This window comes from Streptomyces sp. NPDC048671 (assembly GCF_055587045.1).
This window is the reverse complement of the sequence record NZ_JBVJHB010000004.1, coordinates 92,340-117,767: the sequence shown is the minus strand read 5'-3', so window position 1 is coordinate 117,767 and position 25,428 is coordinate 92,340. Positions and strand designations below refer to the sequence as shown.

Annotated in this window: 21 protein-coding genes; 8 read left to right on the top strand and 13 right to left on the bottom strand. The window is 70.6% G+C overall.

Annotation, left to right across the window (positions count from 1 at the left end):
• Positions 1 to 45 precede the first annotated feature (45 nt).
• Complete coding sequence (locus ACZ6S6_RS09585; RefSeq protein ID WP_469704608.1) at positions 46 to 1,002, bottom strand: hypothetical protein; 957 nt, start codon at positions 1,000 to 1,002, stop codon at positions 46 to 48.
• 116 nt (positions 1,003 to 1,118) lie between these two features.
• Entirely contained in the window at positions 1,119 to 1,427 is a 309-nt protein-coding gene (locus ACZ6S6_RS09580) for a hypothetical protein (RefSeq protein ID WP_362955504.1), read from the bottom strand.
• 160 nt (positions 1,428 to 1,587) lie between these two features.
• On the opposite strand from ACZ6S6_RS09580, the gene ACZ6S6_RS09575 reads away from it, so the two are divergent.
• Positions 1,588 to 2,490, top strand: coding sequence for an oxygenase MpaB family protein (locus tag ACZ6S6_RS09575; protein ID WP_469704607.1), 903 nt, complete (start codon positions 1,588 to 1,590; stop codon positions 2,488 to 2,490).
• 91 nt (positions 2,491 to 2,581) lie between these two features.
• On the opposite strand, the gene ACZ6S6_RS09570 is transcribed toward ACZ6S6_RS09575, so the two are convergent.
• Together ACZ6S6_RS09570 and ACZ6S6_RS09565 are read right to left on the bottom strand one after the other, a co-directional pair.
• Positions 2,582 to 3,181, bottom strand: a complete 600-nt coding sequence (locus ACZ6S6_RS09570; protein ID WP_469704606.1) for a class I SAM-dependent methyltransferase — start codon at positions 3,179 to 3,181, stop codon at positions 2,582 to 2,584.
• Positions 3,182 to 3,335: 154 nt separating this feature from the next.
• The gene (locus ACZ6S6_RS09565; protein WP_469704604.1) at positions 3,336 to 3,845 is read right to left on the bottom strand and encodes a MarR family winged helix-turn-helix transcriptional regulator; all 510 of its coding nucleotides are present in this window, start codon (positions 3,843 to 3,845) and stop codon (positions 3,336 to 3,338) included.
• 101 nt (positions 3,846 to 3,946) lie between these two features.
• Here ACZ6S6_RS09565 and ACZ6S6_RS09560 point away from each other — a divergent pair, with 101 nt between their 5' ends.
• Positions 3,947 to 6,061 carry an MMPL family transporter gene (locus ACZ6S6_RS09560; protein WP_469704602.1) on the top strand — a complete coding sequence of 705 codons (2,115 nt, stop codon included), beginning with the start codon at positions 3,947 to 3,949 and terminating at the stop codon, positions 6,059 to 6,061.
• A gap of 82 nt (positions 6,062 to 6,143) precedes the next feature.
• Here ACZ6S6_RS09560 and ACZ6S6_RS09555 read toward each other — a convergent pair whose 3' ends face one another.
• Together ACZ6S6_RS09555 and tatA are read right to left on the bottom strand one after the other, a co-directional pair.
• Positions 6,144 to 6,719, bottom strand: coding sequence for a TerD family protein (locus ACZ6S6_RS09555; RefSeq protein WP_123466495.1), 576 nt, complete (start codon positions 6,717 to 6,719; stop codon positions 6,144 to 6,146).
• Positions 6,720 to 6,861: 142 nt separating this feature from the next.
• Positions 6,862 to 7,026 carry a Sec-independent protein translocase subunit TatA gene (tatA, locus tag ACZ6S6_RS09550; RefSeq protein ID WP_362955649.1) on the bottom strand — a complete coding sequence of 55 codons (165 nt, stop codon included), beginning with the start codon at positions 7,024 to 7,026 and terminating at the stop codon, positions 6,862 to 6,864.
• 195 nt (positions 7,027 to 7,221) lie between these two features.
• On the opposite strand from tatA, the gene ACZ6S6_RS09545 reads away from it, so the two are divergent.
• Entirely contained in the window at positions 7,222 to 8,709 is a 1,488-nt protein-coding gene (locus ACZ6S6_RS09545) for an LCP family protein (protein ID WP_469704601.1), read from the top strand.
• A gap of 75 nt (positions 8,710 to 8,784) precedes the next feature.
• On the opposite strand, the gene mgtA is transcribed toward ACZ6S6_RS09545, so the two are convergent.
• Together mgtA and ACZ6S6_RS09535 are read right to left on the bottom strand one after the other, a co-directional pair.
• Positions 8,785 to 11,514: a magnesium-translocating P-type ATPase gene (gene mgtA, locus ACZ6S6_RS09540; RefSeq protein ID WP_469704600.1), complete on the bottom strand. Its 2,730-nt coding sequence runs from the start codon at positions 11,512 to 11,514 to the stop codon at positions 8,785 to 8,787.
• Complete coding sequence (locus tag ACZ6S6_RS09535; protein WP_362955522.1) at positions 11,498 to 11,863, bottom strand: ArsR/SmtB family transcription factor; 366 nt, start codon at positions 11,861 to 11,863, stop codon at positions 11,498 to 11,500. The genes mgtA and ACZ6S6_RS09535 overlap by 17 nt, the downstream gene beginning before the upstream one ends.
• A 230-nt stretch (positions 11,864 to 12,093) precedes the next feature.
• Here ACZ6S6_RS09535 and ACZ6S6_RS09530 point away from each other — a divergent pair, with 230 nt between their 5' ends.
• The 4 genes from ACZ6S6_RS09530 to ACZ6S6_RS09515 all read left to right on the top strand — a co-directional run bounded on the left by ACZ6S6_RS09530 (position 12,094) and on the right by ACZ6S6_RS09515 (position 15,193).
• A complete protein-coding gene (locus ACZ6S6_RS09530) occupies positions 12,094 to 12,507 on the top strand; it encodes a roadblock/LC7 domain-containing protein (protein ID WP_362955525.1) in 414 nt (137 codons plus the stop codon).
• 119 nt (positions 12,508 to 12,626) lie between these two features.
• Positions 12,627 to 13,727: a DUF6397 family protein gene (locus tag ACZ6S6_RS09525; protein WP_469704599.1), complete on the top strand. Its 1,101-nt coding sequence runs from the start codon at positions 12,627 to 12,629 to the stop codon at positions 13,725 to 13,727.
• A gap of 40 nt (positions 13,728 to 13,767) precedes the next feature.
• Positions 13,768 to 14,256 carry a GNAT family N-acetyltransferase gene (locus ACZ6S6_RS09520; RefSeq protein WP_362955530.1) on the top strand — a complete coding sequence of 163 codons (489 nt, stop codon included), beginning with the start codon at positions 13,768 to 13,770 and terminating at the stop codon, positions 14,254 to 14,256.
• A 307-nt stretch (positions 14,257 to 14,563) separates the two neighbouring features.
• Entirely contained in the window at positions 14,564 to 15,193 is a 630-nt protein-coding gene (locus ACZ6S6_RS09515) for an LAETG motif-containing sortase-dependent surface protein (protein ID WP_469704598.1), read from the top strand.
• 133 nt (positions 15,194 to 15,326) lie between these two features.
• Here the strand turns inward: ACZ6S6_RS09515 and ACZ6S6_RS09510 are convergent, their stop codons facing one another.
• On the bottom strand, positions 15,327 to 17,471 hold the full coding sequence (locus ACZ6S6_RS09510; protein WP_469704597.1) for a SpoIIE family protein phosphatase: 2,145 nt from the start codon (positions 17,469 to 17,471) through the stop codon (positions 15,327 to 15,329).
• A gap of 226 nt (positions 17,472 to 17,697) precedes the next feature.
• Between ACZ6S6_RS09510 and ACZ6S6_RS09505 the strand changes: the two genes are divergently transcribed.
• A complete protein-coding gene (locus ACZ6S6_RS09505) occupies positions 17,698 to 18,771 on the top strand; it encodes an enoyl-CoA hydratase/isomerase family protein (protein ID WP_469704596.1) in 1,074 nt (357 codons plus the stop codon).
• Between the two features lie 13 nt (positions 18,772 to 18,784).
• Here ACZ6S6_RS09505 and ACZ6S6_RS09500 read toward each other — a convergent pair whose 3' ends face one another.
• The 4 genes from ACZ6S6_RS09500 to rhaI all read right to left on the bottom strand — a co-directional run bounded on the left by ACZ6S6_RS09500 (position 18,785) and on the right by rhaI (position 25,153).
• Complete coding sequence (locus ACZ6S6_RS09500) at positions 18,785 to 20,248, bottom strand: arabinose isomerase (RefSeq protein WP_469704595.1); 1,464 nt, start codon at positions 20,246 to 20,248, stop codon at positions 18,785 to 18,787.
• A 104-nt stretch (positions 20,249 to 20,352) separates the two neighbouring features.
• Positions 20,353 to 21,861 (bottom strand): rhamnulokinase, encoded by a 1,509-nt coding sequence (locus tag ACZ6S6_RS09495; protein WP_469704594.1) that lies wholly within the window; start codon positions 21,859 to 21,861, stop codon positions 20,353 to 20,355.
• 16 nt (positions 21,862 to 21,877) lie between these two features.
• Positions 21,878 to 23,923: a bifunctional aldolase/short-chain dehydrogenase gene (locus ACZ6S6_RS09490; RefSeq protein ID WP_469704592.1), complete on the bottom strand. Its 2,046-nt coding sequence runs from the start codon at positions 23,921 to 23,923 to the stop codon at positions 21,878 to 21,880.
• Positions 23,924 to 23,986: 63 nt separating this feature from the next.
• Complete coding sequence (gene rhaI, locus ACZ6S6_RS09485) at positions 23,987 to 25,153, bottom strand: L-rhamnose isomerase (RefSeq protein ID WP_469704591.1); 1,167 nt, start codon at positions 25,151 to 25,153, stop codon at positions 23,987 to 23,989.
• Positions 25,154 to 25,428: the final 275 nt, after the last annotated feature.

The following is a 25,428-nucleotide window of genomic DNA, read 5'->3' as shown; positions in this document are numbered from 1 at the left end:
GGGCCCCGGCTCCGGCACCAGTGACAGCACCCCTGTCCGGGCGCCTCAGGAGGGCCGTACGGCCAGTGCGTCCAGGGCCTTGAGCAGACCGGGCAGTTCCGTGCCGCGCCCGACCGGCAGTATCTCGCCCGGTACCTCGTCCAGCAGCAGGAAGGCGATGTCGTCGGTCCTGGCCACCATGGACCAGCCGGGGCCGTCGGCACGGATCGTCCGGGCGTCCCCGGAGGCGAACGAGGAACGGACCCGGCCGGGCGGCGGGGGAGCGTCGACATAGGCGTGGGCTTCGGCGAGAGCCCGCCGGACGCCGGGATGCGTACCGGAGGGGGCGCCGTGCTCCGGGGCTCCTTCGCCCTCCGTGACGTTCTCGCCGTTTGCGGCACCCTCGCTCTCCGCGGGGCCGGAACCGGCATCCGTACCGGTCCCACCGTCTGCGCCGGACGCGCCACTCTTCTCGGTGGTCCCCTCCGCGCCACCGTCGCCCGCCGGCGCGAACGCTGTCTCGTCGTCGATCTGTTCGCGCCAGGCCGCCCACTGCAACGCGATCGCGTCCGCGCCGAGGCGACGCTGGGCCGGGCCCCACGCGTCGGTGTCCGGCGGAGCCAGCGGCGGCAGATCCCCGCCCTCCGTGCCGGGATCCGGCGCCGGGTCGTGCGGGGCGGCCACGCCCGGCGCGGCGACCGCCACGGTGAGCGGCCAGCCGGGGAGAGCGCAGACCACCGTGCGGTCGTCCGGCGACAGGTCGTACTCCATGCCGCAGTCCCAGGACGCTATCGCCACGGCTACCAGGGACACGTCATCGACGACGACGGTCCACCTGGCCCCGTCGCCGTCCTGGCCGATGACCAGGCCGTACCCCTCGGCATACGCCTGGAGGCCGAGCGCGGCACACGCGGCCGGGTAGTCGTCGCCGAGGACGCTCGGGAACTGCGCGGGGGTCAGCAGGACCGCGGTCAGCACATACAGTGCGTCGTCGTCGGCGACCGCGTTGTCCGTCCCGGTCACTGCACCCTCCTCATCCGTCATGGTTGTCCGTCGGCGCACCTTAACCAGTGGGTAACCCACTCGTCGAGGCCCTGACAACGCAGAACACCACGCCCGGTGCGCCGTGGACGGGGCTCCTACGCGTCGGCCAGGCCGAGCAGCGTACGGGCCACCACTTCGGGTGATTCGTCGCGCTCACGGGCGAGCGCGATGACCGCCCGGCAGGCCAGTTCCCCGACGCCGAAGGAGAGCGCTTCCGGCGACACCCAGCCGCTCGCCTCGTCCATCCGCTCCTGGTCGTCCTCCACCGATGCCGCGACGAACGTGGCTGCCGCATCGAACAGATTGTGCTGCCGACGCTCCGGCGCCCTGGTGGCAACGCCGGACCGGCCGCCCTTGCGGCCGGGGTTCACGGCTCTGCGGAGTATGCCGAACATGTCGGTCATGGGGACCGCCTTTCCTGGATATGTATGTGCCGGACAGGGTGTGCGCACGCTCGGGGACATGCCTCGCCGTGCGTGGCGTCCCTGTCCTCCGTGCGTACTCACGGTCCTGCCCGCAGACGTAGGCTTGGACACTCGACCTGGACAAAGAGGGGGCGGTGCGGTGACGCGCTACGACCGGCTCAAGGACATCCAACGTCTCGACCCGGAGCGGGACTTCCTGGAGATCTACCGGCTCACGGCCACCTACGAATTCCCCTGGGACATTACCCGTGCCCTCGAACTCGCCCTGTACCGGACGTATGCCGTCCCGAGCATCGGCCGACTCCTCGCCGAGACAGCGGAGCTGACGGGCCGTTCACAGAAGAGGTACGACGACACCGCGCTGCTCCTGGACGCAGTGGTCGAGCACGGTTTCGACAGCGATCCGGGGCGTACGGCCATCCGCCGGATCAACCGGATGCACCGCAGCTACGACATCAGCAACGACGACATGCGCTATGTGCTGTGCACCTTCGTCGTCACCCCGAAGCGGTGGCTCGACACCTATGGCTGGCGTCGGCTGTCCGGGCACGAGCTGCGGGCCTGCGCCGCCTACTACCGGACCCTGGGCGCCCACATGGGCATCAAGGACCTGCCGCACACGTACGAGGACTTCGAGCGCACCCTCGACGCCTACGAGAACGAGCACTTCGGCTGGGACGAGGGAGCGCGAGAGGTGTCGGACGCCACGCTGGCGCTGATGGCCTCCTGGTACCCGCGCCCCCTGGCGCGGGTCGTGCGCGGAGCGAGCCTCGCCCTCCTCGACGACTCGCTGCTACGGGCCTTCCGTTACGGACGTCCGGGCCCGGTGGCGCGCGGCCTCACTCGGGGCGCCCTGCGCCTGAGGGCCCGCGCGGTCCGTCTGCTGCCGCCCCGCAGGACCCCGCACTACGCCCGTCAGAATCCGGAGATCAAGGGCTACCCGGGTGGTTACGAGGTGTCCGCACTCGGCACCCACCCCACACCCGGCACGGGCGGCTGCCCGGTCCGGCACCTCCGCAGCCCGGACGCCCCGGCCGAGTGAGCGGACCGGCCGGCACGGTAGGCGAGACCTCTAGGATCTCCCTCTCGGACCTGATCCTGATCCGGACGACAGCCCCGAGGGGTTTCAGCTTTCAGCCCATCCGTTCGGCCAGGACGAGAAAGCGGTCCTTCTCGTCGATGTACGTATTCAGTCGCCAGCCCGAACGAGCCAGCAAGGGCCGGAGGCTGGGCTCCGCCCGCAGATCGTCGTCGGTGAGCGTCCGGCCGTGCCGCGCGGCCAGTGCCGCCCTGCCGATGGGATGGAACAGCGCCAGCGGCCCGCCCGGCCGCACCACGCGCGCAAGCTCCGCCAGGTCCCGTTCCGGTTGCGGCAGATGCCCGATCAGTCCGGCCGCGAACACCGCGTCGAGCGCATGTGTCCGCACCGGCAGCCGGGCGGCGTCGGCCTGGAGCAGCAGCCCGCTGCGGCCGCGGCCGGCGTGTGCCGCGGCCTCCAGCATGGCCGCGGTGAGGTCGGCGCCCAGCACCGTGCCCCTGGGTCCGACCGCGGCCCGCAAGGCGGGCAGCGCCCGTCCCGTACCGCAGCCCGCGTCGAGCACGGCGTCGCCCGTGCGCAGACCGAGGGCGGAGACCGCCGCGGCGTAGGCCGGGCCGTCGTCGGGAAAGCGGGTGTCCCAGTCCGCGGCGCGAGCGGTGAAGAAGTCCTGGACATGTGTGTGGTCATCGGCCATACGGACATGATCGCGTAATGACCGCTCGAACGAAACGGCATGAACTCGGACGTGTGTGCGGTAATGCGGTGCGGCCGTTCGGGAAAGCGTCAGCCTGCCCGTGCCGCGCACGCCGGACCGCCGGACGGGCGCGGTTCGCCGGAACGTCCCTCGCTCAGGGCTGCCGTCCGTCCTTGCGCAACTGGGTCAGCTCGTCGTTCATGGCGTCCAGGAAGCGGACCACGACCGCCAGTTCGGTCTCGTCGAACTGGCGCCGGGCCGTGTCCGTGCTCTCCGCCAGCGGCATGAAGAAGTCGCGGGCCACCGCCTTCGCCGCGGCTGCGTAGTGCAGATGCACCACTCGGCGGTCGCTGTTGTCCCGGACCCGCCGGATGTGCCCCGCGCGCTCCAGCCGGTCCAGGCACGCCGTCACAGCCCCAGAGGTGAGGTCCAGCTGCTCACGCAGTCCTCCCGGAGTCATCGCCTCCCCCGTTCCGGTGCGCTCGGCGTCGAGGATCGCGATGAGCGCCTGCACATCCGTGGGGTGCAGACCCTGGGACTGGGCGAACTCGTGGGCGATGCGGTTGAACTCGCCGTTCATTCGGCGCAGCAGCACCGCGAACGACTGGAGCCCGGTGGGTCCGTCGTCCATGCCTCTGTCCGGGCCTCCGTCTGCGGTACGCATGCCTCCAGAGTAATATCTCTCAATCATTGAGATAATGAATGATCGAGAGAAAATGATCGTGCACCGAGGAAAATGATCGTGCACCGACTTCTGGGGAATCAATGAAGCCCGTACCGCGGCACCGCATCGTCCGTTGGCTGGTGCCGGTGGCCCTGCTCGTCGTGTGGCTCGGCATCGGCGGGACGCTGGGCCCGTACGCCGGAAAGCTCGGCGAGGTGTCCACGAACGACCAGGCCGCGTTCCTGCCGCGCAGCGCGGAGTCGACGAAGGTGTCCGAGGCCCAGAAGGAGTTCCAGCGGTCGGGGACCGTGCCCGCGATCGTCGTCTGGACGAGCGAGCGGGGCCCGCTCCCGGCGGATGCGCGGGCCGCGGCCACCCGGGCTCTCGCATCCCTGGCCGGAGTGCCGGGAGTCGTCGGAACGCCTTCGCCCGCACTGCCTGCCGAGGACGGCGAGGCGCTCTCAGGCGTCGTACAACTCAGCTCGGACCTGGGTGACGCACTGCCCGGCACGCTCGACCGGGTACGTGAAGCGGCCGATTCGGTGGCCGGAGCCAAGGCCGGGATCGCCGGCCCCGCAGCGAGCCAGGCCGACCTCAAGGACGCCTTCGCGGGGATCGACGGGCTGCTGCTGGGTGTCGCGCTCGCCGCCGTGCTGGTGATCCTGCTGCTCGTCTACCGCAGCCTGCTGCTCCCGTTCCTGATCATCATCAGCTCCGTCCTCGCCCTCGGACTCGCCTGCGCGATCGTCTACGCTCTCGCGGACCACGACGTCGTACGCGTGGACGGCCAGGTCCAGGGCATCCTGTCGATTCTGGTGATCGGCGCGGCCACCGACTACGCGCTGCTGCTCACCGCACGCTTCCGCGAGGAGCTCACCCGGCACGGGGACCGCACGGCCGCGGCCGTCGCCGCGCTGCGCCGTTCCTCCGGAGCCATCGCCGCGAGCGCCGCAACCGTGGCTCTCGGTCTGCTCGCCCTGCTGCTGAGCGATCTGACGAACAACCGGGCGCTCGGCCCGGTGGGGGCCATCGGCATCGTCTGCGCGGTGCTGAGCACGCTGACCTTCCTGCCGGCGGTACTGGTCCTGTGCGGCCGGGCCGCCTACTGGCCGGCGAAACCGCGTCCGGCGGACGAGGCGGCCGGGGGACACGGAATCTGGCGACGGGTCGCGGCCCGCGTCGACCGCACCCCGCGCAAGGTCTGGATCTCCACCTCCCTGGCCCTCGTCGCCTGCGCGGCCTTCGCGCCCACGCTGAAGTCGCACGGCGTTCCGCTGGACGAGATCTTCGTGAACGACGCCCCGTCCGTCTCGGCGCAGGCCACCCTGGGGAAGCACTTTCCGGGCGGATCGGGCAACCCCGCCGTCGTCGTCGCGAACGGCGCCCGCGCGGCCGAGGTGACCGCGGCGGCGGAGGCGACGCGAGGCGTCGCCTCCGCGGCACCCGTGACGGCTTCCGGACGGCCGGGCGCGGGGCCGCCCGTCGTGGTGGACGGCCGCGTGCGCGTCGACGCCACGCTGAGGGACGCCGCGGACAGTGATGCGGCCAAGGCCACGATCCAGCGCCTGCGTGCCGCCGTGCACGCGGTTCCGGGAGCCGACGCGCTCGTCGGCGGCTACACCGCGCAGCAGTACGACACCCAGCAGACGGCGGGGCGCGACCGGGGCATCATCGTGCCGGTGGTGCTCGTGATCATCCTGGTGATTCTCATGGGGCTGCTGCGATCCGTGCTGATCCCGGTCCTGCTGGTGGCCACGGTGGGCCTCAATTTCCTCGCGACCCTGGGCGTTTCGGCGCTGGTCTTCAGACATGCCTTCGGGTTCAGCGGTACGGATGCCTCCGTACCGCTGTACGGATTCGTCTTCCTGGTGGCGCTCGGCGTGGACTACAACATCTTCCTGATGTCCCGTGTCCGGGAAGAGGCGTTGGTGCACGGGGCCCGGCAGGGCGTGCTGCGGGGACTGGTCAGCACGGGCGGGGTGATCACCTCGGCGGGTGTGGTGCTGGCCGCCACGTTCGCCGCGCTGATCGTCATTCCGCTGGCGTTCCTCGCTCAGATCGCCTTCATCGTGGCCTTCGGGGTGCTCCTGGACACCCTGGTGGTGCGTTCACTGCTCGCGCCCGCGCTGGTCATGGACATCGGCCCGAAGGCCTGGTGGCCCGGTGCGATCAGCGGCCGCGGGGCGAAGGCGCGGGGAGCCGGCGGGCTCCGGTGAAGCGGTACGGGTCCCGGCCCGCGCTCCGCGTGCCGGAGTGCGGACCGGGACCCGTACCTGTCCGGTCACCCTGCTGAAGAGGTCAGACGTTGACGCCGTAGTCGGAGGCGATACCCGCCAGGCCGGAGGCGTATCCCTGGCCGACCGCGCGGAACTTCCACTCAGCTCCGTGCCGGTACAGCTCGCCGAACACCATCGCCGTCTCCGTCGATGCGTCCTCACTCAGGTCGTAGCGGGCGAGCTCCACCCCGTTGGCCTGGTTCACCACACGGATGAACGCATTGCGCACCTGGCCGAAACTCTGGCCCCGGCTCTGCGCGTCATGGATGGATACCGGGAAGACGATCTTCGCGACATCCGCCGGGACACCCGCCAGGTCCACATTGATGGACTCGTCGTCGCCCTCGCCCTCACCCGTCAGATTGTCACCGGTGTGCTGGACGGAACCGTCCGGGCTGTTGAGGTTGTTGTAGAAGACGAAGTGCAGGTCGGAGAGGACCTTGCCGGTGTCCGAGCACAGCAGCGCGCTGGCGTCGAGGTCGTGATCGGCGCCCGTCGTCGTCCGTACGTCCCAGCCCAGGCCGACCGTCACCGCGGTCAGGCCGGGCGCCTCCTTCGACAAGGAGACGTTGCCGCCCTTGGCCAGGGTCACACCCATGAACTTCCTCCAATGATCCAGTGATCCGTTGATCAGCACTTCTTCGGCCGTCACCGAGTTGAACGACGGCCCTTCCCCTGTGGTTCCCTGATTGCGCAAGCCGTGAAGTGGGGAGGCGGCGCAGAGTCTGCGGCTGTGCCGCTCACTGAGGCGTCTCCTCCTTCATGGCCTTCGCCTCACTCTTCAGGATCCGCATGGATTTGCCCAGGGCGCGGGCGGTGTCCGGCAATTTCTTCGAGCCGAACACCACCAGCACGACGATCGCGACGACAAGCAGGTGCCAGGGTTCGAGGCCGTTGCGCAGCATGCGCTTCACGCCCTTTCTTCGGGTGTTTTCCGGTCAATGTTTCCGGCAGGCGTTTGTGGGCAGCGGATCGGACCGACGATGGACGGGTCCGGTGATCCATCCGGACAGAAACACTTGCTACATTGCGCAACTTTACAACCATGCGTGTGTGGTTCGAGTCCGACTCCATGGAAGCCGGACGAACTGGGGTGGGCAATGGCTGGCAGTCACAAAGGGGCAGCGACAGGGGGGCGGCGGAGCCGTCTGCGCAGGACGGCTCTGTTCGGGCTCTCCTTCCTTGTGCTGCTGGTCGCCGGAGTCGGCTGGGGATACCTCAAACTGACCGGCAGCATCGATACGTTCAGTGCCGACGGAGTCTCCGGCGACCGACCGCCCGACACGTCCGCAGGGCAGAACGTCCTCGTCATCGGATCGGACTCACGGTCGGGTGCCAACAGCGGTCTCGGCGGTGGCACGGGCGATGTCGGGCGCTCCGACACCGCGTTCCTGCTCCATGTGTACGCCGACCACAAGCACGCCGTCGCCGTGTCCATACCGCGCGACACACTCGTCGACATCCCGGCCTGCAAAAAGCCCGACGGCAGCTGGACGGCCCCGCAGCACAACGCCATCTTCAACGGGGCGTTCTCGGTGGGGGAGACGGCCGAGGGCAACCCCGCCTGCACTCAGAACACGGTCGAGCACCTCACCGGCCTGCGTGTCGACCACACCATCGTGGTGGACTTCGCCGGCTTCTCCGCGCTGACCTCGGCCGTCGGAGGGGTGCCCGTCTGTCTGCCGCAGGACATCTACCAGCGCGACCTGAACCCCAAGCGAGCCACCCAGGGGGCCCTGGTCTTCGGCAAGGGACCCCAGTCGGTCTCCGGACAGCGGGCACTCGACTACGTACGGATCAGGCACGGCATCGGCGACGGATCCGACATAGGGCGCATCAAGCGGCAGCAGGCCTTCGTCGGCTCCCTCGTGAAGAAGGTCAAGTCACGTGGCCTGAACCCGACCACCCTGTTGCCGCTCGCCAACGCGGCGACCGACGCGATGACCGTGGATCCGGGGCTCGGATCGGCGGACCGGCTGCTGTCGTTCGCCATGTCGATGAAGAACGTCGACCTGCACAACACGAAGTTCGTCACCATCCCCTGGCGCTACCAGGGCTCCCGCGTCGCGATCGTGGAACCGGACGCCGGCGCGCTGTGGACGTCCCTCAAGGCCGACCGCACCCTCGACGGCCAGAACGCCGCAGGCAAGAGGGAGAGCGGCGACTCCGCCGCATCCGGCGGGGCATCCGCCTCTCCCACGACTCCCGTCTCCGGCGCGGGCATCGACGTAGCCGTCTACAACGGCACCACCGTGACCGGACTCGCGGCCCAGGCGGCGGAGCTCCTGCGCTCGCACGGCTTCACCGTCACCGGTACGGCCACCGCGAACGCCCAGGACCGGACCGGCACCCTCGTCACCTACGGTCCCGGCCTCCAGGACAAGGCCGCGACCGCGGCCCGGCTCTTCCCGGGAGCGCGGACCACAGAGTCGGCCGACGCCGGAATCCAGGTGATCGTCGGCAGCGACTACGCCGCGAACCCTTCGGCCGCCCCCGCGACACCGACGCCCGATGCCGTGCCGTCCGCCGTCGCCGACGAAGCCCGCTCGGCCGACGACGACCCGTGCAGCGACCTCTCGTACGGCTGAACCGACCGCGGTTCCCCCGCCGACCCGGCCGCTGAATCCGGTTGCCGGTTCCCGAGTGGTCGGTGCTCGCCGCGGTTACGAAAGTCCGCGTTTGCGTTCATAGCGGTTTCGCGCCGCAGCGAGGCCGCACGCGTACAGCGCGAGGACGCTGGCGAGCAACAGGTAGTAGAGCGGCGGCAGCGCGCTCATGCCCAGCGGCGGGCCGAGCGGGGTGAGCGGCAGCAGGACTCCGACGACCGCCAGACCGGTCGCGGCCGCCCGCAGCGGTCCGCCCGTGCGGCCCTCCGCGGTCCGCCGGCCGGTGCGCAGCAGCAGCATCACCAGAGCCTGGGTGAGGAGGTTCTCGGTGAACCATCCGGAGTGGAACGCCGCCTGGTCGTCCGCCCGGGAATCGTGCAGAGCAAGGGCCAGCACGGCGAAGGTCGCCAGGTCGGCGGCGGCGTTCAGCAGCCCGAATCCGGTGATGAACCGGAGGAAGTCCCGCGGACGCAGCACGGTCGGCCGCCTGAGCACAGAGGACGCGGGACGGTCGAAGGCGAAAGCGAGCTGCGCCGCGTCGAAGCACAGGTTCTGGACCAGCACCTGCGCCGGAAGCATCGGAAGGAAGGGCAGCAGCAGACCAGCGGCCAGCATCGCGATCACGTTTCCGAGATTCGAGGAGAGCGTGATGCGCAGATATGTGGCGATGTTGCCGCTGCTGCGCCGGCCCGCGGTGATCGCGTGGTCTATGGCACCGAGGTCCTTCTCGGCGAGGACGACGTCGGCGGTCTCCCGGGCCACGTCGACCGCGTTGCGCGGGCAGATGCCGACATCGGCGGCGTGCAGGGCCGGCAGGTCGTTGACACCGTCACCGAGGAATCCCGTGGTGCGCCCAGAGGTGCGCAGCGCGGCGACGATCCGGGCCTTGTGCCCAGGAGTGCAGCGGGCGAAGACGGTCGCCCGGTCGGCCGCGCGGGCGAGCTCCGCCGCGGACAGCGCGTCGACCTCCTCGGCGGAGACGACCTGCCCCGGATCCAGCCCGAGGTCCCGGCAGGCGCGGGCCGCCGTGCCCGGGTGGTCCCCGGTGAGCACCTTCACGGCGACACCCCGGCGTGCCAGCACCTCCAGGGCATCGGCAGCGCTCGGCGTGAGCGCGTCCCGCAGGGCCACGAAGCCGAGAAAGGCCAGCCCGTGTTCGTCGGCCGGCGTGTACGTACCGAACCGGGCGGGCCGCTCGGTACGGGCGACGGCGAGCAGCCGCAGCCCTTCGGCCGCCTCGCGCGCCGCCACGCCTGCCAGCCGCTCCCGTTCCTCCGGGTCCAGGTCGCACCGCTCCAGGACGGCCTCCACCGCCCCCTTGGTCACCAGTACATGGGTGCCGAATCCGCCGGGGAGCCGGACGACCGCGGTGGACAGACGCCGCACCGGATCGAAGGGCAGGGCGGCCACCGCGTCGTAGGACCCGACAGCGGTACGAGGAGTTCCGCCGCCCGTGCCGGACAGTGGGTCCTCCAACTGCTCCGAGGCGTCCAGCACCGCCTCGTCGAGGGCGTCGGGCGCCGGCAGGTCGGCGAGCTGAAGCGTCCACATCGCATTGACCGCCGCCCAGTGCAGCGCCTGCGGATCGGGGTTCCCCGCCCGGTCCAGCGAGCGGTCGACGACGGGCCGGTCCTGGGTGAGGGTGCCGGTCTTGTCCAGGCAGAGCACGTCGATCGCGCCCAGGTCGTGCAGCGCGGGCAGCCGCTTGACGATCACCCCGCTGTTCCGCGCGAGCTGCGAAGCGCCCCGGGCCAGCGCCGTGGTGACGATGACCGGCAGCATCTCGGGCGTCAGCCCCACCGCCACCGCGACGGCGAACGGCAGCGTCTCCAGCCCCCGCCCGCGCAGTGCGGCGTTGGCCATCAGGACCAGCGGCGGGGTGAGCAGCATGAACCGGATCAGGGTCCAGGAGATCCCCTGCACCGACCGGTCGAACGCGCTGGCGCCGCGGCGGTGTGCCGACCGGTCGTACGCTGCGGCGAACCGGGTGTCCGCACCGGTCGCGACCACCACCCCCGTTCCGCTGCCGGACGTCACACTGCTTCCCTGGAAACACAGCTGACGCTGGGCGAACACGCCCGCCCCTTCGTCGGGCACGCTGTGCGGCGAGGCCGCGTCCCCCTCGCGCTGTCCGGCGTCCGCGGGATGTTTCCCGACCGGCGCGGACTCCCCGGTGAGGGCGGACTGGTGCACGGTCAGGCCGCTCGCGCGCAGCAGCTGCACATCGGCCGGTACGAGGTCTCCGGGACCGAGCCTGATCACGTCACCCGGCACGAGCTCGCCGACGGGTATGTCGCGGGCCTGCGGCGCCGCGTCGGGGCCGCTGCGGCGCAGCACCGTCGCGGTCGTCGCGACCAGCTCGCGCAGCGCGGCCGTCGCACGGTCGGCGCGGTGCTCCTCCGCCGACCGCAGCACACAGCTGACCACCACGAGGACCAGCGTCACGGACGCCGTACCCCACGCGTTCACAGCGGCCGAGACCAGCCCGAGGCAGAACAGTACGGAAGTGAAGGGGTCCCGCAGGGTGCGCAGGAAGCGCAGCGGCCAGGGGACCGGGCGCCAGGCGGGAAGGAAGTTCTCGCCGAACCGGGCCAGCCGCTCGTCCGCCTCCGTCTCCAGCAGGCCCCGCGGCCCGCTGTCCAGCGAACGGAGGACCTGGAGCGAGGTCGGTGCGGCGGGCGGTCGCAGGGGCGCTGGGGGACGGGCGGCGGTGCCGGGCATCGGCACGACGACAGCCGGCTGGTCGCCCGTCCCCGACGCGGCAGCGTTCTCAGGCACCGAGCTCATGGAGCCGTACCGGTTGCGAGGACGGGGCGCCGGCCCGCTCCGCGAGCTGGCCGACCATGAGCCGCACGACGGCCACCACACCGGGATCGTCGACCAGGTACACCTGCCGGCGGCCCTCGCGCCTGGAGCGGACGAGACCGGCCAGCTTCAGTTTCGTCAGATGCTGGCTCACCGACGGCAGCGTGCCGCCCACGCGCTCCGCGAGGCCCGTCACGTCGCTCTCGCCCTGGGCCAGCGCCCACACGATGTGCAGTCGGGCGGGCGTCGCCAGCAGACCGAAGGCGGCGGCCGCCTGGGCCAGCACCTCCGCGGGCGGATCCTGGAAACCGCCGCCGGCACCTGTCGACACTCTTGTTACTCCCGTCCGCGTGGGCCGACTCCTCGCACCCGAGGGGACCAGTGTATGCGCCGGACGCAGAGCTTCCGGGGCGAGCCGTCATCGGCCGGCGGCGAGCTGAGCGCCCCTTGGCCCGATCCCGCCCTGTCCGATCCGTGGAGGGGCGCTTGCCCGTACGTGACCGGTGCGCAAGGCTTACACGTAAGTGGGGCACGGGGAACGTATGAACGGGGAGGAACGGAATGGCACTGGACAGGGGACTCGACTGGCTCCTTGACGATCTCACCAGCCGGGTGGAGCACATACGGCACGCTCTGGTGCTGTCGAACGACGGCCTGGTGACCGGAGCGAGCACGGGTCTGGCACGTGAGGACGCGGAACATCTGGCGGCGGTCTCGTCCGGGCTGCACAGCCTCGCCCGTGGATCGGGACGGCACTTCCGCGCCGGAAAGGCCCGGCAGACCATGGTGGAGTTCGACGAGGCACTGCTCTTCGTGACGGCCGCGGGGGACGGCAGCTGTCTGTGTGTGCTGAGCGAGGCCGAGGCCGACGTGGGTCAGGTGGCGTACGAGATGACGCTGCTGGTCAACAAGGTCGGAGAACACCTCGGTGTGGCGGCGCGGCAGGACGGAGGCGCCGGAATCAACCGGATCTGACGAGTCCACCGCTCAGCGCTGCCGCCCGGCCCGGGAGTTATCCACAGGCCGGGCGGCAGTCGTTCTCCCCGCGCTACCGTGGTCACGGAGAGTATTCGAATCTCACGGGGGAGAATCGTATGCCGGTGACGGATGCGGTACGTACGAACGGCGCCCAGACGGTTGCCGTAAGCCGGGCGGCTGCGGAACTTGTCTTGAATCGAGGCGAGTTCGAGCTGGCGGTGCACCTGGGAATTGTCCGGGTGGAGGCGGGGCGCGGCGGCGGGCGGCCCAGGGTCCGCCAGGGGGAGATCGACCGGCTCCGGTCGGAGGACGGCTTCCCTGGCACTCTGCGGGAGCGGGTGCGCACGGTGGGGACGGCGGAGGGTGCGCGGCTGCTCGGTATCAGCCCGGTCCGCTTCACCCGGCTGGCCCGCGCGGGATGTGTCACACCGGTCGCGCTCTATCTCAATCGCTACCGGGCGGTGGTGTGGCTCTATCTCGCCCAGGAATTGGGCGGGCTTGCGGCCCGCTCGCCCGAACTGCTGGTGGGCCGGAGTCCGGCCTGGATGCGCGACCGGCTGGACTCCGGTACGGACTGCCGCCCGCGCAACTGGCGCTCACGGCGGATCGAGCGGCTGCTGACCCTCACCGATGATCCCTGGGCACGTGCGGCGGTCGTGGCCCAGGCGCTGGATCCGGCCCAGTTGGCGGAAGTGGTCGACGACCCGTACGAGCGTGCCTACTTCGCCAGGGTCCGGCCCGAACCGGTCTTCGGGCAACGGGGGTCGTCGGCCACGCGGGACGCGATGGGGCGCCTGATGCTCGCCGATGAACCGGACGAGATCCTCTGGCGACGGGTCAACCTCATCATGGAACTGGACAGTGCCCGCGAGCTCCGTCAGGCGCCACGCCCCGGAGACGAACCGCGGCCGGACCTGGATGCGCTTGGCCGACCGCCCGTATCAGCCGAGCCTTTCGAGCCGGCTGAGCGAGCGGAGCCGACCGAACCGACCGAACCGGCTGTACCGGCTGTACCGGCTGTACCGGCTGGGCAGGGAAGCTCCGTCGGCCTGCTGGCCAGGCTCCGGCTGCGCCGGGTGAGCGGAGACCGGCGTCCTCGCATGCGTGCCGGCCGTGCTGCTGCCCGCTCCGCCGGGCGCGGTACGCCAGGCGGGCACCGTCCGCTCACCGGGCCGCGGGGAGGTTCACAGCGGGAGGATGCCATGGGCGGGGAATAAGGGTTCGCGAACGGTGGTCGGAGCGGGCAGTCTTTGCGCCATGTTGATCAGGGAAGCAACCACCGGGGACTGGCCGGCCGTGTGGCCGTTCTTCCGCGAAATCGTCTCCGCGGGCGAGACCTTCACCTACCCCCTCGACCTGGGGGAGGGCGACGCCCGTGACTGGTGGCTCGTCAAGTCGCCCAACCGTACGGTCGTCGCGGTCGCCGACGACGGGACGGTTCTGGGTACGGCGAAGATGAACAGAAACCACATGGGCAACGGCTCCCACATTGCGAGCGCCAGCTACATGGTCGACCCCCGGCACGCCGGGCGCGGGGTTGGACGGGCCCTGTGCGAGTACACGATCGACTGGGCCCGCGCGGCCGGGTACCGCGCCATGCAGTTCAACGCCGTGGTGGAGACGAACACCGCCGCGGTCGGGCTCTACCGCTCGCTCGGCTTCGAAGTCCTGGGCACGCTGCCCGAGGGCTTCGACCACCCGAAGCAGGGGTTCGTGGGACTGCACATCATGCACCGACGGCTCTGACAGCGCCCGGCGTACGGGTCCGGCTGCCGCGCCCGGCTTCCGGTACCCATCGCTCGCTCACTCGGCCGGTCGACCGGCGTGAGAGAGGGGGCCCGAGCGATACGGTCCGGTGCCATGCGCTCACTTCGCGCCACCGCCGGGTCGGCCGACGCCCGTCGACGGTGTCCGGCATGTCCCAACCAGCGACGATGTGCTGCCAGTTGTGACGTCGAATGGTGTGTGGGGCGGGTGCACATACAGGGGACGGGGGCAGTACTGTGCGCCCCACCGCCATTCGGGCGATGAAACATTTGCGGAGGAACAATCCATGACCATACCCAGGAGATCGCTGCGTGCCGCGGGAACCCTCGCTGCCGCTGCGGTTGTCGGCCTGACCGGCGCGGTTCTCACCGCCGGCCCGGCCGCAGCTCACACCCCCACCTGGGACGTGACCTGTACCGAAGTGAGCCTTCACCTGACCGCCTACAACGACAAGGTCACCAACAAGGTGACCGTGACCGTTGACGGTAAGGAGCTGCTGCCGGCGGAGACCTTCGGCAAGGGGCTCGAGAAGACGATCGACCTGCCCGAGCACGACAAGGCTCTGACGGTGCATCTGTCCGTCAAGGCCGGTGACGGCGACCAGTACTCGAAGGAAGACACCAAGCAGGCACCGGTGTGCGAGGGCAAGACGCCCACGCCGACGCCTTCCGAGACGAAGCCGTCCGAGCCGTCCGAGACGCCCACCACGGCGTCGCCCACCCCGACCGACACGCCCAGCGAGACCGCTTCGTCGTCTGCGCCCGCCGCAGCCACGCCGAGCCCCAGCTCGCCGGATCTGGCCGAGACCGGCTCGTCGTCAGCCACCCCCATCATCGGTGGTGCGGCTGTCGCCGTGCTGCTGGCCGGTGGCGGCATCATGTGGTCCGTGCGCAAGCGTCGCACCGCCCAGCACTGACGTAGTCCGGCGGTCCGGGCGCGTTGAGCGCCCGGGAGTCCGGCCGAGGGGCGTGCCGCATCGCGTTCAGCGTGGCGGCACGCCCCTCAACGCTGCCCGCCCAGCCCTGCCCCGCCTTTACCGGCCGGGGGAATCACCGGCTCCGCTGTGTCCCGGTGTTCCGGTGGACCGGAGGGGACGTGGGCGGCGCGGCCGGGCCGATCTCGCACCAGACGGCCTTCCCCTCGCCGCGTGGCTCGATGCCCCAGCGCGTGGCGACGGCGTCCAGGAGGAGCAGACCCCGTCCTGAGGTGGCTGTCTCACCCGGTGTCCGGCGCCTGGGCCACACGCTGGAGCGGTCCTGCACCGACAACCGCACCCGCCGCACCGGTTCCGGCAGCACCTCCAGGGTGAGCACCGCTCCGCCCTCCGTGTGCAGTAGCACATTCACCAGCAGCTCCCCGGTCACCAGCTCGGCATCGTCCGCGAGTTCGGCCATGTCCCAGTCGGTCAGGGCCTGGCGCACGATCGTCCGTGCGTCGGAGAGCCCCTGCGGGTCGGCCTGGTGGATGTACTGATGCAGCCGGGGCGCCTGGGGCGAGCCCGGGTCCGGGCTGCGCCGCAGCACCAGCAGCGCGACGTCGTCGCCCGAGCCCCAGCGTTCCCAGAGCCGGTCCGACAGATGATCGGCAAGCGCTTCCGCGCCCGCCGGACCCGCGCTCACCTCCTGGACGAGCATGCGTACCCCCGCGTCGATGTCGGCGCCGGGCTCCTCGACCAGCCCGTCCGTGTACAGGACCAGCGTTTCGCCGGGGACCAGGTCGAGCCGGGTCTCGGGGAACTCCTCGTCCCCGAAATAGGTCGAGATGCCCAGGGGCAGGCCTCCGCGCACCCGCGGGCTGCCGACCCGGCCGTCCATGTGCCGGATCAGCGGACCGAAGTGACCGGCCCGCACCACCCTTACCGTTCCGGTGCCGAGATCGACTTGGGCGTACGTACAGGTGGCGAACCGGTCCGTGTCCAGTTCGGCCAGGAACCGGGACGCCCGCGCCAGCACCGTCGAGGGCGGATGCCCCTCCCCGGCGTACGCGCGCAGCGCGATCCGCAACTGGCCCATGATCGCGGCCGCATGTGTGTCATGGCCCTGCACGTCGCCCACCACGATGCCGAACCGGTCCTTCGGCAGTGCGATCACGTCGTACCAGTCACCGCCGACCTGACGGCCGCTCCACGCCGCGTGGTACCGGACGGCGATCTCTCCGCCCTCGATGTCATGGATCCGCCGGGGGAGCATCGTGGACTGGAGACCGGTGGCGAATTCCCGCTCCTCGTCGAAGAGCGTGGCCCGCTGGAGGGACTGCGCGACGATGGCGGCCAGCCCCAGACACAGATTGCGCTCGTCGGCGTTGAAGGCCGTGCGCTCGCGGTAGAAGAGCGCCAGCCCGCCGAGTGAACGCGCCTGTGCGACGAGCGGCAGGTATGCCGCGGCCTGGAATTTCAGCTGCCCCATATACGGTTCCAGCACCGGATAGCGCCGGGTGAGCGCGCCGAGCGAGCTCACGAAGCGTGGCCGGCCGCTGAGAACGGTGTCGGCCAGCGGGAACCTCCGGTCGAGACGGCCCTGCCCCAGCTCGTCGATGACCTCCAGGGAGTCGCCGCTCAGCGCGATGACGTTCAGCGTGGCGTTGTCCAGCAGGCCGAGCGCGAGCCCGTCGGCGCCGAGCCGTGCCAGCCCGCCCGGACCCGTCAGCGCGGCCGTCACATCGTCCACGGTCACTGCCCGCGACAGTGCACTCGTTGTGCGTTCAACGATGTCGGTCTGGCGTTGACGGCGCTTTTCCAGTTCCTGCACGAAGGCCGAATGGGTGACTTCGGCCGTCGCGTCCCGCACCACCCCGATCACCCGGTGAGCCCGCCCGTCGGAGCTGCGCAGGATGCGCGCCTGGATATGGGTCCACTGGTCGCCGCCCTCGTCGGTCGGGACCCGGAAATGGACGCTGTACGAGCTGTGTCCGTTCTTGACGGCCTCCTCGATCGCCACGTCGAGACGGATCCGTTCCGAGGGCTCCAGCCGCTCCACCAGGGACTCCGGCCGTGAGTCGTATGCGGCCGGGTCCAGGCCGAACACCAGCAGGCCGGCGTCGTCGATGTCCAGCGTCCCGGCGTCGAGATCCCACTCGAAGCTTCCGGTGCGGTTCATGGCGAGCCGCTCAGCCGTCCCGGTGTCGCCCTTGTCTGCCTTCTCGACCAACGTGCGGGGTCGGGCGGGGATGATCGGTGGCCGGTCGTGATCGGTCATTCCTGCTCCGAAGATCGTCCGGCGGGGCTGCCGTCCTGCGTGACCCAATTGTCTGGCCGGTCGGGTACGGCTGCCACAGCGGAAACTCCTCCGGACGTCGTCCCGGGCCCCATGTGCCAGGGACACCCCCTCGTACCAGGGCTTCGGGGCCGCCCCGCACAATGGCAGCGGAAGGCCGTCCGTGACCGGCGGACCGGCACGTACTGGGGCTGACCGGAGCGCACGTATGAACCACGAGGATCCCGTCCTGCTGCACACCGAGGGGCGCATCCGCCACATCACCCTCAACCGGCCCCGCGCCCTGAACGCGCTGAACCACACGATGGTGCTGCGCATGGCGGAAGCGCTCGACGCGGCGGAACAGGACGAGTCGGTTGCCGCCGTACTGCTCACGGGGGCGGGGGAGCGGGGACTCTGCGCCGGCGGTGACATCCGCGCCATCCGCGACGACGCGCTGGCCGGCGGAGGTACCGCACGGGACTTCTGGCGCGACGAGTACCGGCTCAACGCCCGTATCGCCCGGTTCCCCAAGCCGTACGTAGCGATCATGGACGGCATCGTTATGGGCGGCGGGGTCGGTGTCTCGGCCCACGGCTCGGTCCGGATCGTCACGGAGCGTTCGCGCATCGCGATGCCCGAGACCGGCATCGGGTTCGTCCCGGACGTGGGCGGCACATACCTGCTGGGCAGAGCGCCCGGCGAGCTCGGCACACACCTGGCGCTCGCCGGGGAAGCCGTCGGCGCGGCGGACGCGCTGCTGTGCGGGCTCGCCGACCACTTCGTGCCGTCGCGGGAGCTTCCCGGCCTGATCGCCGCCCTCGACGTCTGCGCCACGCCCGCGGACGTCGTCGCGACGGCGCAGCGGTACGCCGCCGCGGCTCCCGGTGGCGAGCTGGCCGCTCAGCGCGACTGGATCGACTCCTGCTACGGGGCCGGCACCGTCGAGGAGATCGTCGAGCGCCTCGCCGACCGCGGGGCGCCCGCCGCGAAGGAGGCCTCGGTGACGATCCTGGCGAAGTCACCGACCTCGCTCAAGGTGACGCTGGAGGCCGTCCGCAGGGCCCGGCGGCTCGACAGTCTGGAAGCGGTGCTCGACCAGGAGTTCCGTGTCTCGTCCACCGCCTTCACCCGGCCCGACATCGTGGAGGGCGTACGCGCCCAGATCGTCGACAAGGACCGTAACCCGCGGTGGAACCCCGCCGGACTCGCCGAGGTCACCGAGGCGGACGTGGCGCGGTTCTTCGCACCGCTGGGGGACGGCGAACTCGGTCTCGGCCCCGGAGCCCCGGCGGCCCGCTGAGGCGCCGCTCGGGTCAGAGGGCGTTGGGCCCGGTCACGGTACGGAACGCGATGCCCAGCAGGTCCGCGACGGCCCGGAAATCCCTGGCGCGGTGGCCGGTGCACAGCGCCCAGTGGTGACCGATGCCCGTGGCGGACCAGGCATCGGTCCACTCGCCGGGATCGAAGCCGAAATCGACCCGGGAGGTCGTGTTGCCGATCTCCAGGAGGGGACCGGGCACGACCTCCCCCTCGGACGTGATCAGAACGAACGAGCCGTCGGCCTCCTGACCGATACCGAAGGTGGTGACCGGCCCGTGGACGACATCGAATTCGACGCTGACACCCCAGCCCCGCTTGCCGTGGTACACACCCAGACCGCGCAGCAGCGGGTCCTTCGCGCTGATGGCCAGATGGGCGGGGCCGTCGTGACCCATCTCCACGACCCCGTCGCGGAAGTTGAGCGCCTGCAACTCGGTGAACGAACCGCCCGCCCCCATGGTGTCGGCGATCAGCATCGCGAGGCTGGTGCGCAGCTCGTACTCACCGGCCATCGGCACCCCGCGGGCGGTCAGCAGCGAGGCGCCCAGGATCATGCCGGCGCCCAGCCGTTCGTGCGTCTCGCCCTCCAGCCCCCGGTGGTAGTAGGCGAGGCTGTCGAGCGCGAAGTCCTCCACCAGCCGGTCGAGACCGACCGAGACCCTGGCCGCCCATGCGAGGTCGCCCTCGTCGACGGAACCGTCCAGGGTGAAGACCTCACGGGCCAGCGCTACCCGTTGGGCTGTCTCCCCGTCCGTGACGGCCGCGACCCTGACCCGCAGGTCGTCGAACTCCAGGACCTCGACATGACCGCCGAACTGCGCGGAGACCAGCGTCATGTCGGTGGAGACGTCGAGCATGCCCGGGTACAGGTGCCCCATCAGCCCATGGCGGCCGTGGCGCAGGGCCCCGCGCACGCCGGCGGCCGAGATCCACCGCCGGATCCTGCCCCAGGCGTTCTCGTCACGCAGATGGCCGGAGACCGAGCGGAACGGGATGCCGCTGCGCCGGAACACATTGGCGACCTCCGGCAACGGGCACTGACCGCAGTACGCCAGCCACTCGCCCGTGCCGGTGTTCGGATGGTCCATGGCCTCGGTCGGCTGGAGGTCGATCACCAGCACCGGGGTGTGGGTGCGCTGGGCGATCGGCAGCACCATCGACGCGGTGAGGTACGTCGTCAGGAACGTCACCACCAGATCGCAGTCGGCCCGGCGCAACTGCTCCGCGGCCTTGGCCGACTCCTGCGGATCGGAGACGAAACCCGCGTCGATCACCTCGCAGCCCATCTCCTCGAACCGTGCCGTCACGAACCGGGCCGACTCCCGCAGCCGGTCGAGAAGGCCGGGGAACTGCGGCCAGTACGCACCGAGCCCGCCCGAGACCAGGCCCACCCGGGTTCGGCGGCGCGACGTCCGTACAAGGGGGCTGCCGGGTTCGGCGGCGCGGTCGTCAGACATCAGGTATTTCCCTTCCTCGTAAGCCATTTCCAGGTCCGGTCCGGGTCCCGTCCGGTCCGGCAGCGGCTCGGTCCAGTGGGGCGCTGGTGCGGTCCCTGACCCGGTCAGGCGTCCGCCGGGACCGGCCCCGGGCTGAGCCGGGCCTCCGCGCGGTCCCAGTCCTGTCCGTTTCCGCGCGGTTCGTAGTGCCGCAACTCCTGTGTACGGGCGACCAGCCGGCGCATGTCGGCGAGGTCGCCCACCAGGCCGTGAGCGCGGGCCTGCAGCAGGATGTTGCCGAGCGCCGTGGCCTCGGCGGGCCCCGCCGTCACCGGCAGCCCGCTCGCGTCCGCCGTCCACTGGCACAGCAGCTCGTTGCGCGAGCCGCCGCCGACCAGATGGATCCGCGTCGGCTCGCGGCCCGCCAGCTCCGCGGCCCGCCGCAACGTCCTGCGATGGGCCAGCGCCAGACTCTCCAGCACACACCGCACGTACCCTCCGGGACTCCCCGGAGGCGTCTGCCCCGTCCGCAGCAGATGCGTGTCGATCCGGGACGGCATGTCGCCCGGCGCGAGGAACGCCTCGTCATCGGGGTCGATCACCGCGGCGAACGGCTCCGCCGCGGCCGCGTCGGTCAGCAGCCCGGCCAGACCGAGAGCCGGGCCCTCGCGGTCCCACGCCCGGCGGCACTCCTCCAGCAGCCACATGCCCATGATGTTGCGGAGGTACCGGACGGTGCCGTCGACCCCGCGCTCGTTGGTGAAGTTCGCCGCCCGGGACTCCTCGGACAGCACGGGGGCATCCAGTTCCAGACCGGCCAGCGACCAGGTGCCGCACGAGACGTACGCGAAATCCGGCCCCGTCGCCGGCACCGCCACAACCGCCGACGCCGTGTCGTGCGAGGCGACGGTGGTCACCGGGGTCCCGGCCGGCAGACCCGTCGCCTCGGCGACGTGCGCCAGCAGTGTCCCCGCCGGATCGCCCGGCTCACGCAGCGGCGGAAAGAGCGAACGCGCCAGCCCCAGCCGCCCGATCAGCTCGTCCGACCAGCCACCGAGGCGCGCATCGAACAGACCGGTCGTCGACGCGTTCGTGATCTCCGCACCCACCGACCCCGTCAGCCAGTGCACCAGCAGATCCGGCATCAGCAACAGCGTCCGCGCCGCCTCCCACTGGGCCGTTGCACGGTGTGCCAGCAACTGGAACACCGTGTTGAACGGCAGATGCTGCAACCCGCTGACCGCATAGAGCTCCGCCGCGCCGCAGCCGTCCGGCAGCCGTTCCGACATCCCGCTGTTGCGCCCGTCCCGGTAGTGGAACGGCACCCCGAGCAGCGCCCCGTCGGCATCCAGCAGACCGTAGTCCACCGCCCAGGTGTCGATGCCGATGGAAGCGACCGGACCACCGCGCCCGGCCGCCCGCAACCCGTCCAGCATCCCCTGGTGCAGGGCCAGTACGTCCCAGCGCAGCCCGTCCGGCAGCCGCACCGGGGTGTTGGCGAAACGGTGCGCCTCGGCCAGCACCAGAGTGCCGGGACCGACCCGGCCCGTCATCACCCGGCCGCTGGTGGCACCGAGGTCCACGGCGGCGAAGACGGCGTCGCCGGCCGGACGGTCGAATGAGTTCACAGCCATGGGGATCGTGTCCGGGTCATCGCAGGAAGGCCGCCGCCACACCGGCGTCGACAGGGATGTGGAGACCAGTGGTGTGCGTGAGGTCGCCACCGGTCAGCGCGAACACGGCATTGGCGACATGCTCCGGCAGCACCTCGCGCTTGAGCAGGGTCCGCTGGGCGTAGAACTCGCCGAGCTTCTCCTCCTCGATGCCGTACGTCGCCGCCCGCTGCGCGCCCCAGCCGGCGGCGAAGATCCCCGAGCCGCGCACCACACCGTCCGGGTTGATGCCGTTCACCCGGATCCCGTGCTTGCCGAGCTCCGCCGCCAGCAGCCGCACCTGATGGGACTGGTCGGCCTTGGTCGCCGAGTACGCGATGTTGTTCGGACCCGCGAACACGGCGTTCTTGGAAGCGATGTAGATGATGTCGCCGCCGAGATCCTGAGCCCGCATCACCCGGGCGGCCTCCCGCGACACGAGGAACGAACCGCGTGCCATGATGTCGTGCTGCAGGTCCCAGTCGCGCGCCGTCGTCTCCAGCAGCGGCTTGGAGATGGAGATCCCCGCGTTGTTGACGACGAGGTCCACACCGCCGAAGGCGAGCACGGCGGCCCTGAACGCCTCGGCGATCTGCTCCTCACTGGTGACGTCGACCGTCACCGCGACCGCCCGGTCGGCCCCGCCGAGATCCCGGGCGACCGCGGCGGCGTTCTCCGCGTTCATGTCCGCGACGACCACACACGCGCCCTCGGCGGCCAGCCGGCGGGCGATGGCCTTCCCGATCCCCGAACCCGCACCGGTCACCAGCGCCACCCGGGTGGCCAGCGGCTTCGGCTTCGGCATCCGGCGCAGCTTGGCCTCCTCCAGGTCCCAGTACTCGATCCGGAACTTCTCGGACTCCTCGATCGGCGCGTACGAGGAGACGGCCTCGGCGCCACGCATCACGTTGATGGCGTTGAGGTAGAACTCCCCGGCGACACGGGCGGTCTGCTTGTCCTTCCCGAACGAGAACATGCCCACCCCGGGCACCAGCACAATCGCCGGATCCGCACCGCGCATGGCGGGGGAGCCGGGGACGGCGTGCCGCTCGTAGTACGTGCGGTATGCCTCGCGGTACTCCTGGTGCAGCTCCTTCAGCCGCGCCCCGGCCTCGGCCACCGGCGCGTCCGCGGGAAGGTCGAGGACCAGCGGGCTGACCTTCGTGCGGAGGAAGTGGTCCGGGCACGAGGTGCCCAGCGCGGCGAGGCGCGGATGCGCGGCGCGGGACAGGAAGTCCAGCACCGGTCCCGCGTCGGTGAAGTGACCCACCTGAGGGCGGTCCGTCGACGCCAGACCGCGGATCAACGGGGCGAGAGCCGCGGCTCGTTCGCGGCGCAGCTCCGCGGTCAGGGCCACCCGGTCCGGCAGTACGGGACCGAAGGGCTCGGCCCTGCCGTGATCCTTGAGGAAGGTCTCGGCGGTACGGATCATCCACAGCGCGTTCTGCTCGCACTCCTCGGAAGTCTCGCCCCAGGCGGTGATTCCGTGACCGCCCAGAATCACGCCGACCGCCTGCGGGCTGGCCTCCTTGACGGCCGCGATGTCGAGACCGAGCTGGAACCCCGGCCGGCGCCAGCCCACCCAGGCCACCTTGTCACCGAAGCACTCGGCGGTCAGCTTCTCGCCTTCGGCCGCGCACGCCAGCGCGATCCCCGAATCCGGATGCAGGTGGTCGACGTGCGCCGCCTCGACCAGGGCGTGCATGGCGGTGTCGATGGACGGCGCGGCACCGCCCTTGCCGTGCAGGCAGAAGTCGAAGGCCGCCACCATCTCGTCCTCGCGCTCGACGCCCGGGTACACCTCCTTGAGGGCGCGGACCCGGTCCAGGCGGAGAACGGCGAGACCCGGCTCCGTCAGGGTGCCGAGGTCACCCCCGGAACCCTTGACCCAGAGCAGCTCGGTCCCGCCACCGGTGACCGGATCGGCGCCGACGGCCTTCACCGACGTGTTGCCACCGGCGTAGTTGGTGTTGCGGGGGTCGGAGCCGATCCGGTGCGCGCGCTCCAGGAGCGCTGCGACCTCGGGGTGCGTCGCGGACGTCATAAGGGTTCCTTCGGGGGTGAGAAGTGCGTTGACGGCAAGGGGGACGGGGGCCGTACGGACGGCTCAGGCGCCCCAGCCGGCCTGCGTGCCGCCCACCCGGGCGGCGGCGATGCGTTCCTGGTTGCCGGAGGCTAGGTAGGCGGCGAACGGGTCACGGGCCAATCCCTGCTTCTCACGCACCTCGGCGAGCAGCGGCCGCACATCGGTGTTGTACGCGTCCATCAGGACGGCGTTCGAGGCGAGGACATCGCCCGACTTCTGCGCGGCGCCGAGGGCGTCCCCGTCCACCAGCAGCGCCTTGGCGGTCGCCTCCTGCACATTGGCGACCGACCGGATCACCGCCGGGATCTTCGCCTCGATGTTGTGGCACTGGTCGAGCATGAAGTTGACGTTGGTCTCGGACTTGAGACCGCCGTTCCTGACCACCTCGTGCATGATCCGGAAGAGCTGGAAGGGGTCGGCGGCACCGGCCATCAGATCGTCGTCCGCGTAGAAGCGGGAGTTGAAGTCGAACGCGCCGAGCCTTCCCTCCCGCAGCAGGATCGCCACGATGAACTCGATATTCGTGCCCGGCGCGTGGTGACCGGTGTCCACGACCACCTGGGCCTTCGGGCCGAGCTTCAGGCAGTGCGCGTAGGCCGTACCCCAGTCCGGCACATCCGTGGTGTAGAACGCCGGCTCGAAGAGCTTGTACTCCAGCAGCATCCGCTGGTCGTCGCCCAGCCGCTCGTACACCTCCGTCAGGGCTTCGGACAGCCTGTCCTGGCGGGCAACGATGTCGTCCTGCCCGGGGTAGTTGGTGCCGTCGGAGAACCACAGCTTGAGATCGGGCGAGCCGGTCTCGTCCATGACGTCGACGCACTCCAGCAGATGATCGGTCGCCTTGCGCCGCACCGCCGCCTCGGGGTGGGTGACCGATCCCAGCTTGAATTCGTCGTCCTGGAAGACATTGGAGTTGATCGCGCCGATCCGCAGCCCGAGGCTCTCGGCGTGCCCGGTCAATGCGGCGTAGTCCGCCACCTTGTCCCAGGGAATGTGCAACGACACCTTCGGCGCGACCCCGGTGAACGTGTGGACCTGCGCCGCGTCCTCCATCTTCTCGAACGGGTCGCGCGGCACGCCCGGCTGCGCGAACACCTTGAAACGGGTCCCGGAATTGCCGTAACCCCACGAAGGAGTCTCGATCACCTGAGACTTCAGGGCTGCCTTGACGGCCGACACATCAGACATGAACACCTCGTAAGCAGAGTCATCCGGCGACGGTAGCCGTCAGGATGATGTGAATCGTTTCATCTGGAACGTACGCTAGGTTTGGCGCCAGCGACTAGTCAAGCAGCTGGCCAGTCTTCTTCTTGGTTTGAATCAATTCACCACGGATTGGGGCGACCCGGCCGAAGACGGACCGGGCCGGCCCGAGGTGATTCTCGGGCCGGCCCGGTCGGGTCAGTTGGCTTCCGCCACGTGGCCTCCGCTGGAGACCGGAACGCGGTGCGGTCGTCGCTGCG

What these genes read in the sequence shown, in the direction of transcription:
- ACZ6S6_RS09580 (WP_362955504.1), bottom strand. Translation starts at nt 1,427, where the DNA reads ATGACCGACATGTTCGGCATACTCCGCAGAGCCGTGAACCCCGGCCGC.
- ACZ6S6_RS09525 (WP_469704599.1), top strand. Translation starts at nt 12,627, where the DNA reads ATGCCGGTGACGGATGCGGTACGTACGAACGGCGCCCAGACGGTTGCC.
- ACZ6S6_RS09565 (WP_469704604.1), bottom strand. Translation starts at nt 3,845, where the DNA reads ATGCGTACCGCAGACGGAGGCCCGGACAGAGGCATGGACGACGGACCC.
- ACZ6S6_RS09545 (WP_469704601.1), top strand. Translation starts at nt 7,222, where the DNA reads ATGGCTGGCAGTCACAAAGGGGCAGCGACAGGGGGGCGGCGGAGCCGT.
- ACZ6S6_RS09515 (WP_469704598.1), top strand. Translation starts at nt 14,564, where the DNA reads ATGACCATACCCAGGAGATCGCTGCGTGCCGCGGGAACCCTCGCTGCC.
- ACZ6S6_RS09500 (WP_469704595.1), bottom strand. Translation starts at nt 20,248, where the DNA reads ATGTCTGACGACCGCGCCGCCGAACCCGGCAGCCCCCTTGTACGGACG.
- ACZ6S6_RS09490 (WP_469704592.1), bottom strand. Translation starts at nt 23,923, where the DNA reads ATGACGTCCGCGACGCACCCCGAGGTCGCAGCGCTCCTGGAGCGCGCG.
- ACZ6S6_RS09510 (WP_469704597.1), bottom strand. Translation starts at nt 17,471, where the DNA reads ATGACCGATCACGACCGGCCACCGATCATCCCCGCCCGACCCCGCACG.
- mgtA (WP_469704600.1), bottom strand. Translation starts at nt 11,514, where the DNA reads ATGAGCTCGGTGCCTGAGAACGCTGCCGCGTCGGGGACGGGCGACCAG.
- ACZ6S6_RS09505 (WP_469704596.1), top strand. Translation starts at nt 17,698, where the DNA reads ATGAACCACGAGGATCCCGTCCTGCTGCACACCGAGGGGCGCATCCGC.
- ACZ6S6_RS09570 (WP_469704606.1), bottom strand. Translation starts at nt 3,181, where the DNA reads ATGGCCGATGACCACACACATGTCCAGGACTTCTTCACCGCTCGCGCC.
- ACZ6S6_RS09520 (WP_362955530.1), top strand. Translation starts at nt 13,768, where the DNA reads ATGTTGATCAGGGAAGCAACCACCGGGGACTGGCCGGCCGTGTGGCCG.
- ACZ6S6_RS09495 (WP_469704594.1), bottom strand. Translation starts at nt 21,861, where the DNA reads ATGGCTGTGAACTCATTCGACCGTCCGGCCGGCGACGCCGTCTTCGCC.
- ACZ6S6_RS09555 (WP_123466495.1), bottom strand. Translation starts at nt 6,719, where the DNA reads ATGGGTGTGACCCTGGCCAAGGGCGGCAACGTCTCCTTGTCGAAGGAG.
- rhaI (WP_469704591.1), bottom strand. Translation starts at nt 25,153, where the DNA reads ATGTCTGATGTGTCGGCCGTCAAGGCAGCCCTGAAGTCTCAGGTGATC.
- ACZ6S6_RS09560 (WP_469704602.1), top strand. Translation starts at nt 3,947, where the DNA reads ATGAAGCCCGTACCGCGGCACCGCATCGTCCGTTGGCTGGTGCCGGTG.
- ACZ6S6_RS09530 (WP_362955525.1), top strand. Translation starts at nt 12,094, where the DNA reads ATGGCACTGGACAGGGGACTCGACTGGCTCCTTGACGATCTCACCAGC.
- tatA (WP_362955649.1), bottom strand. Translation starts at nt 7,026, where the DNA reads ATGCTGCGCAACGGCCTCGAACCCTGGCACCTGCTTGTCGTCGCGATC.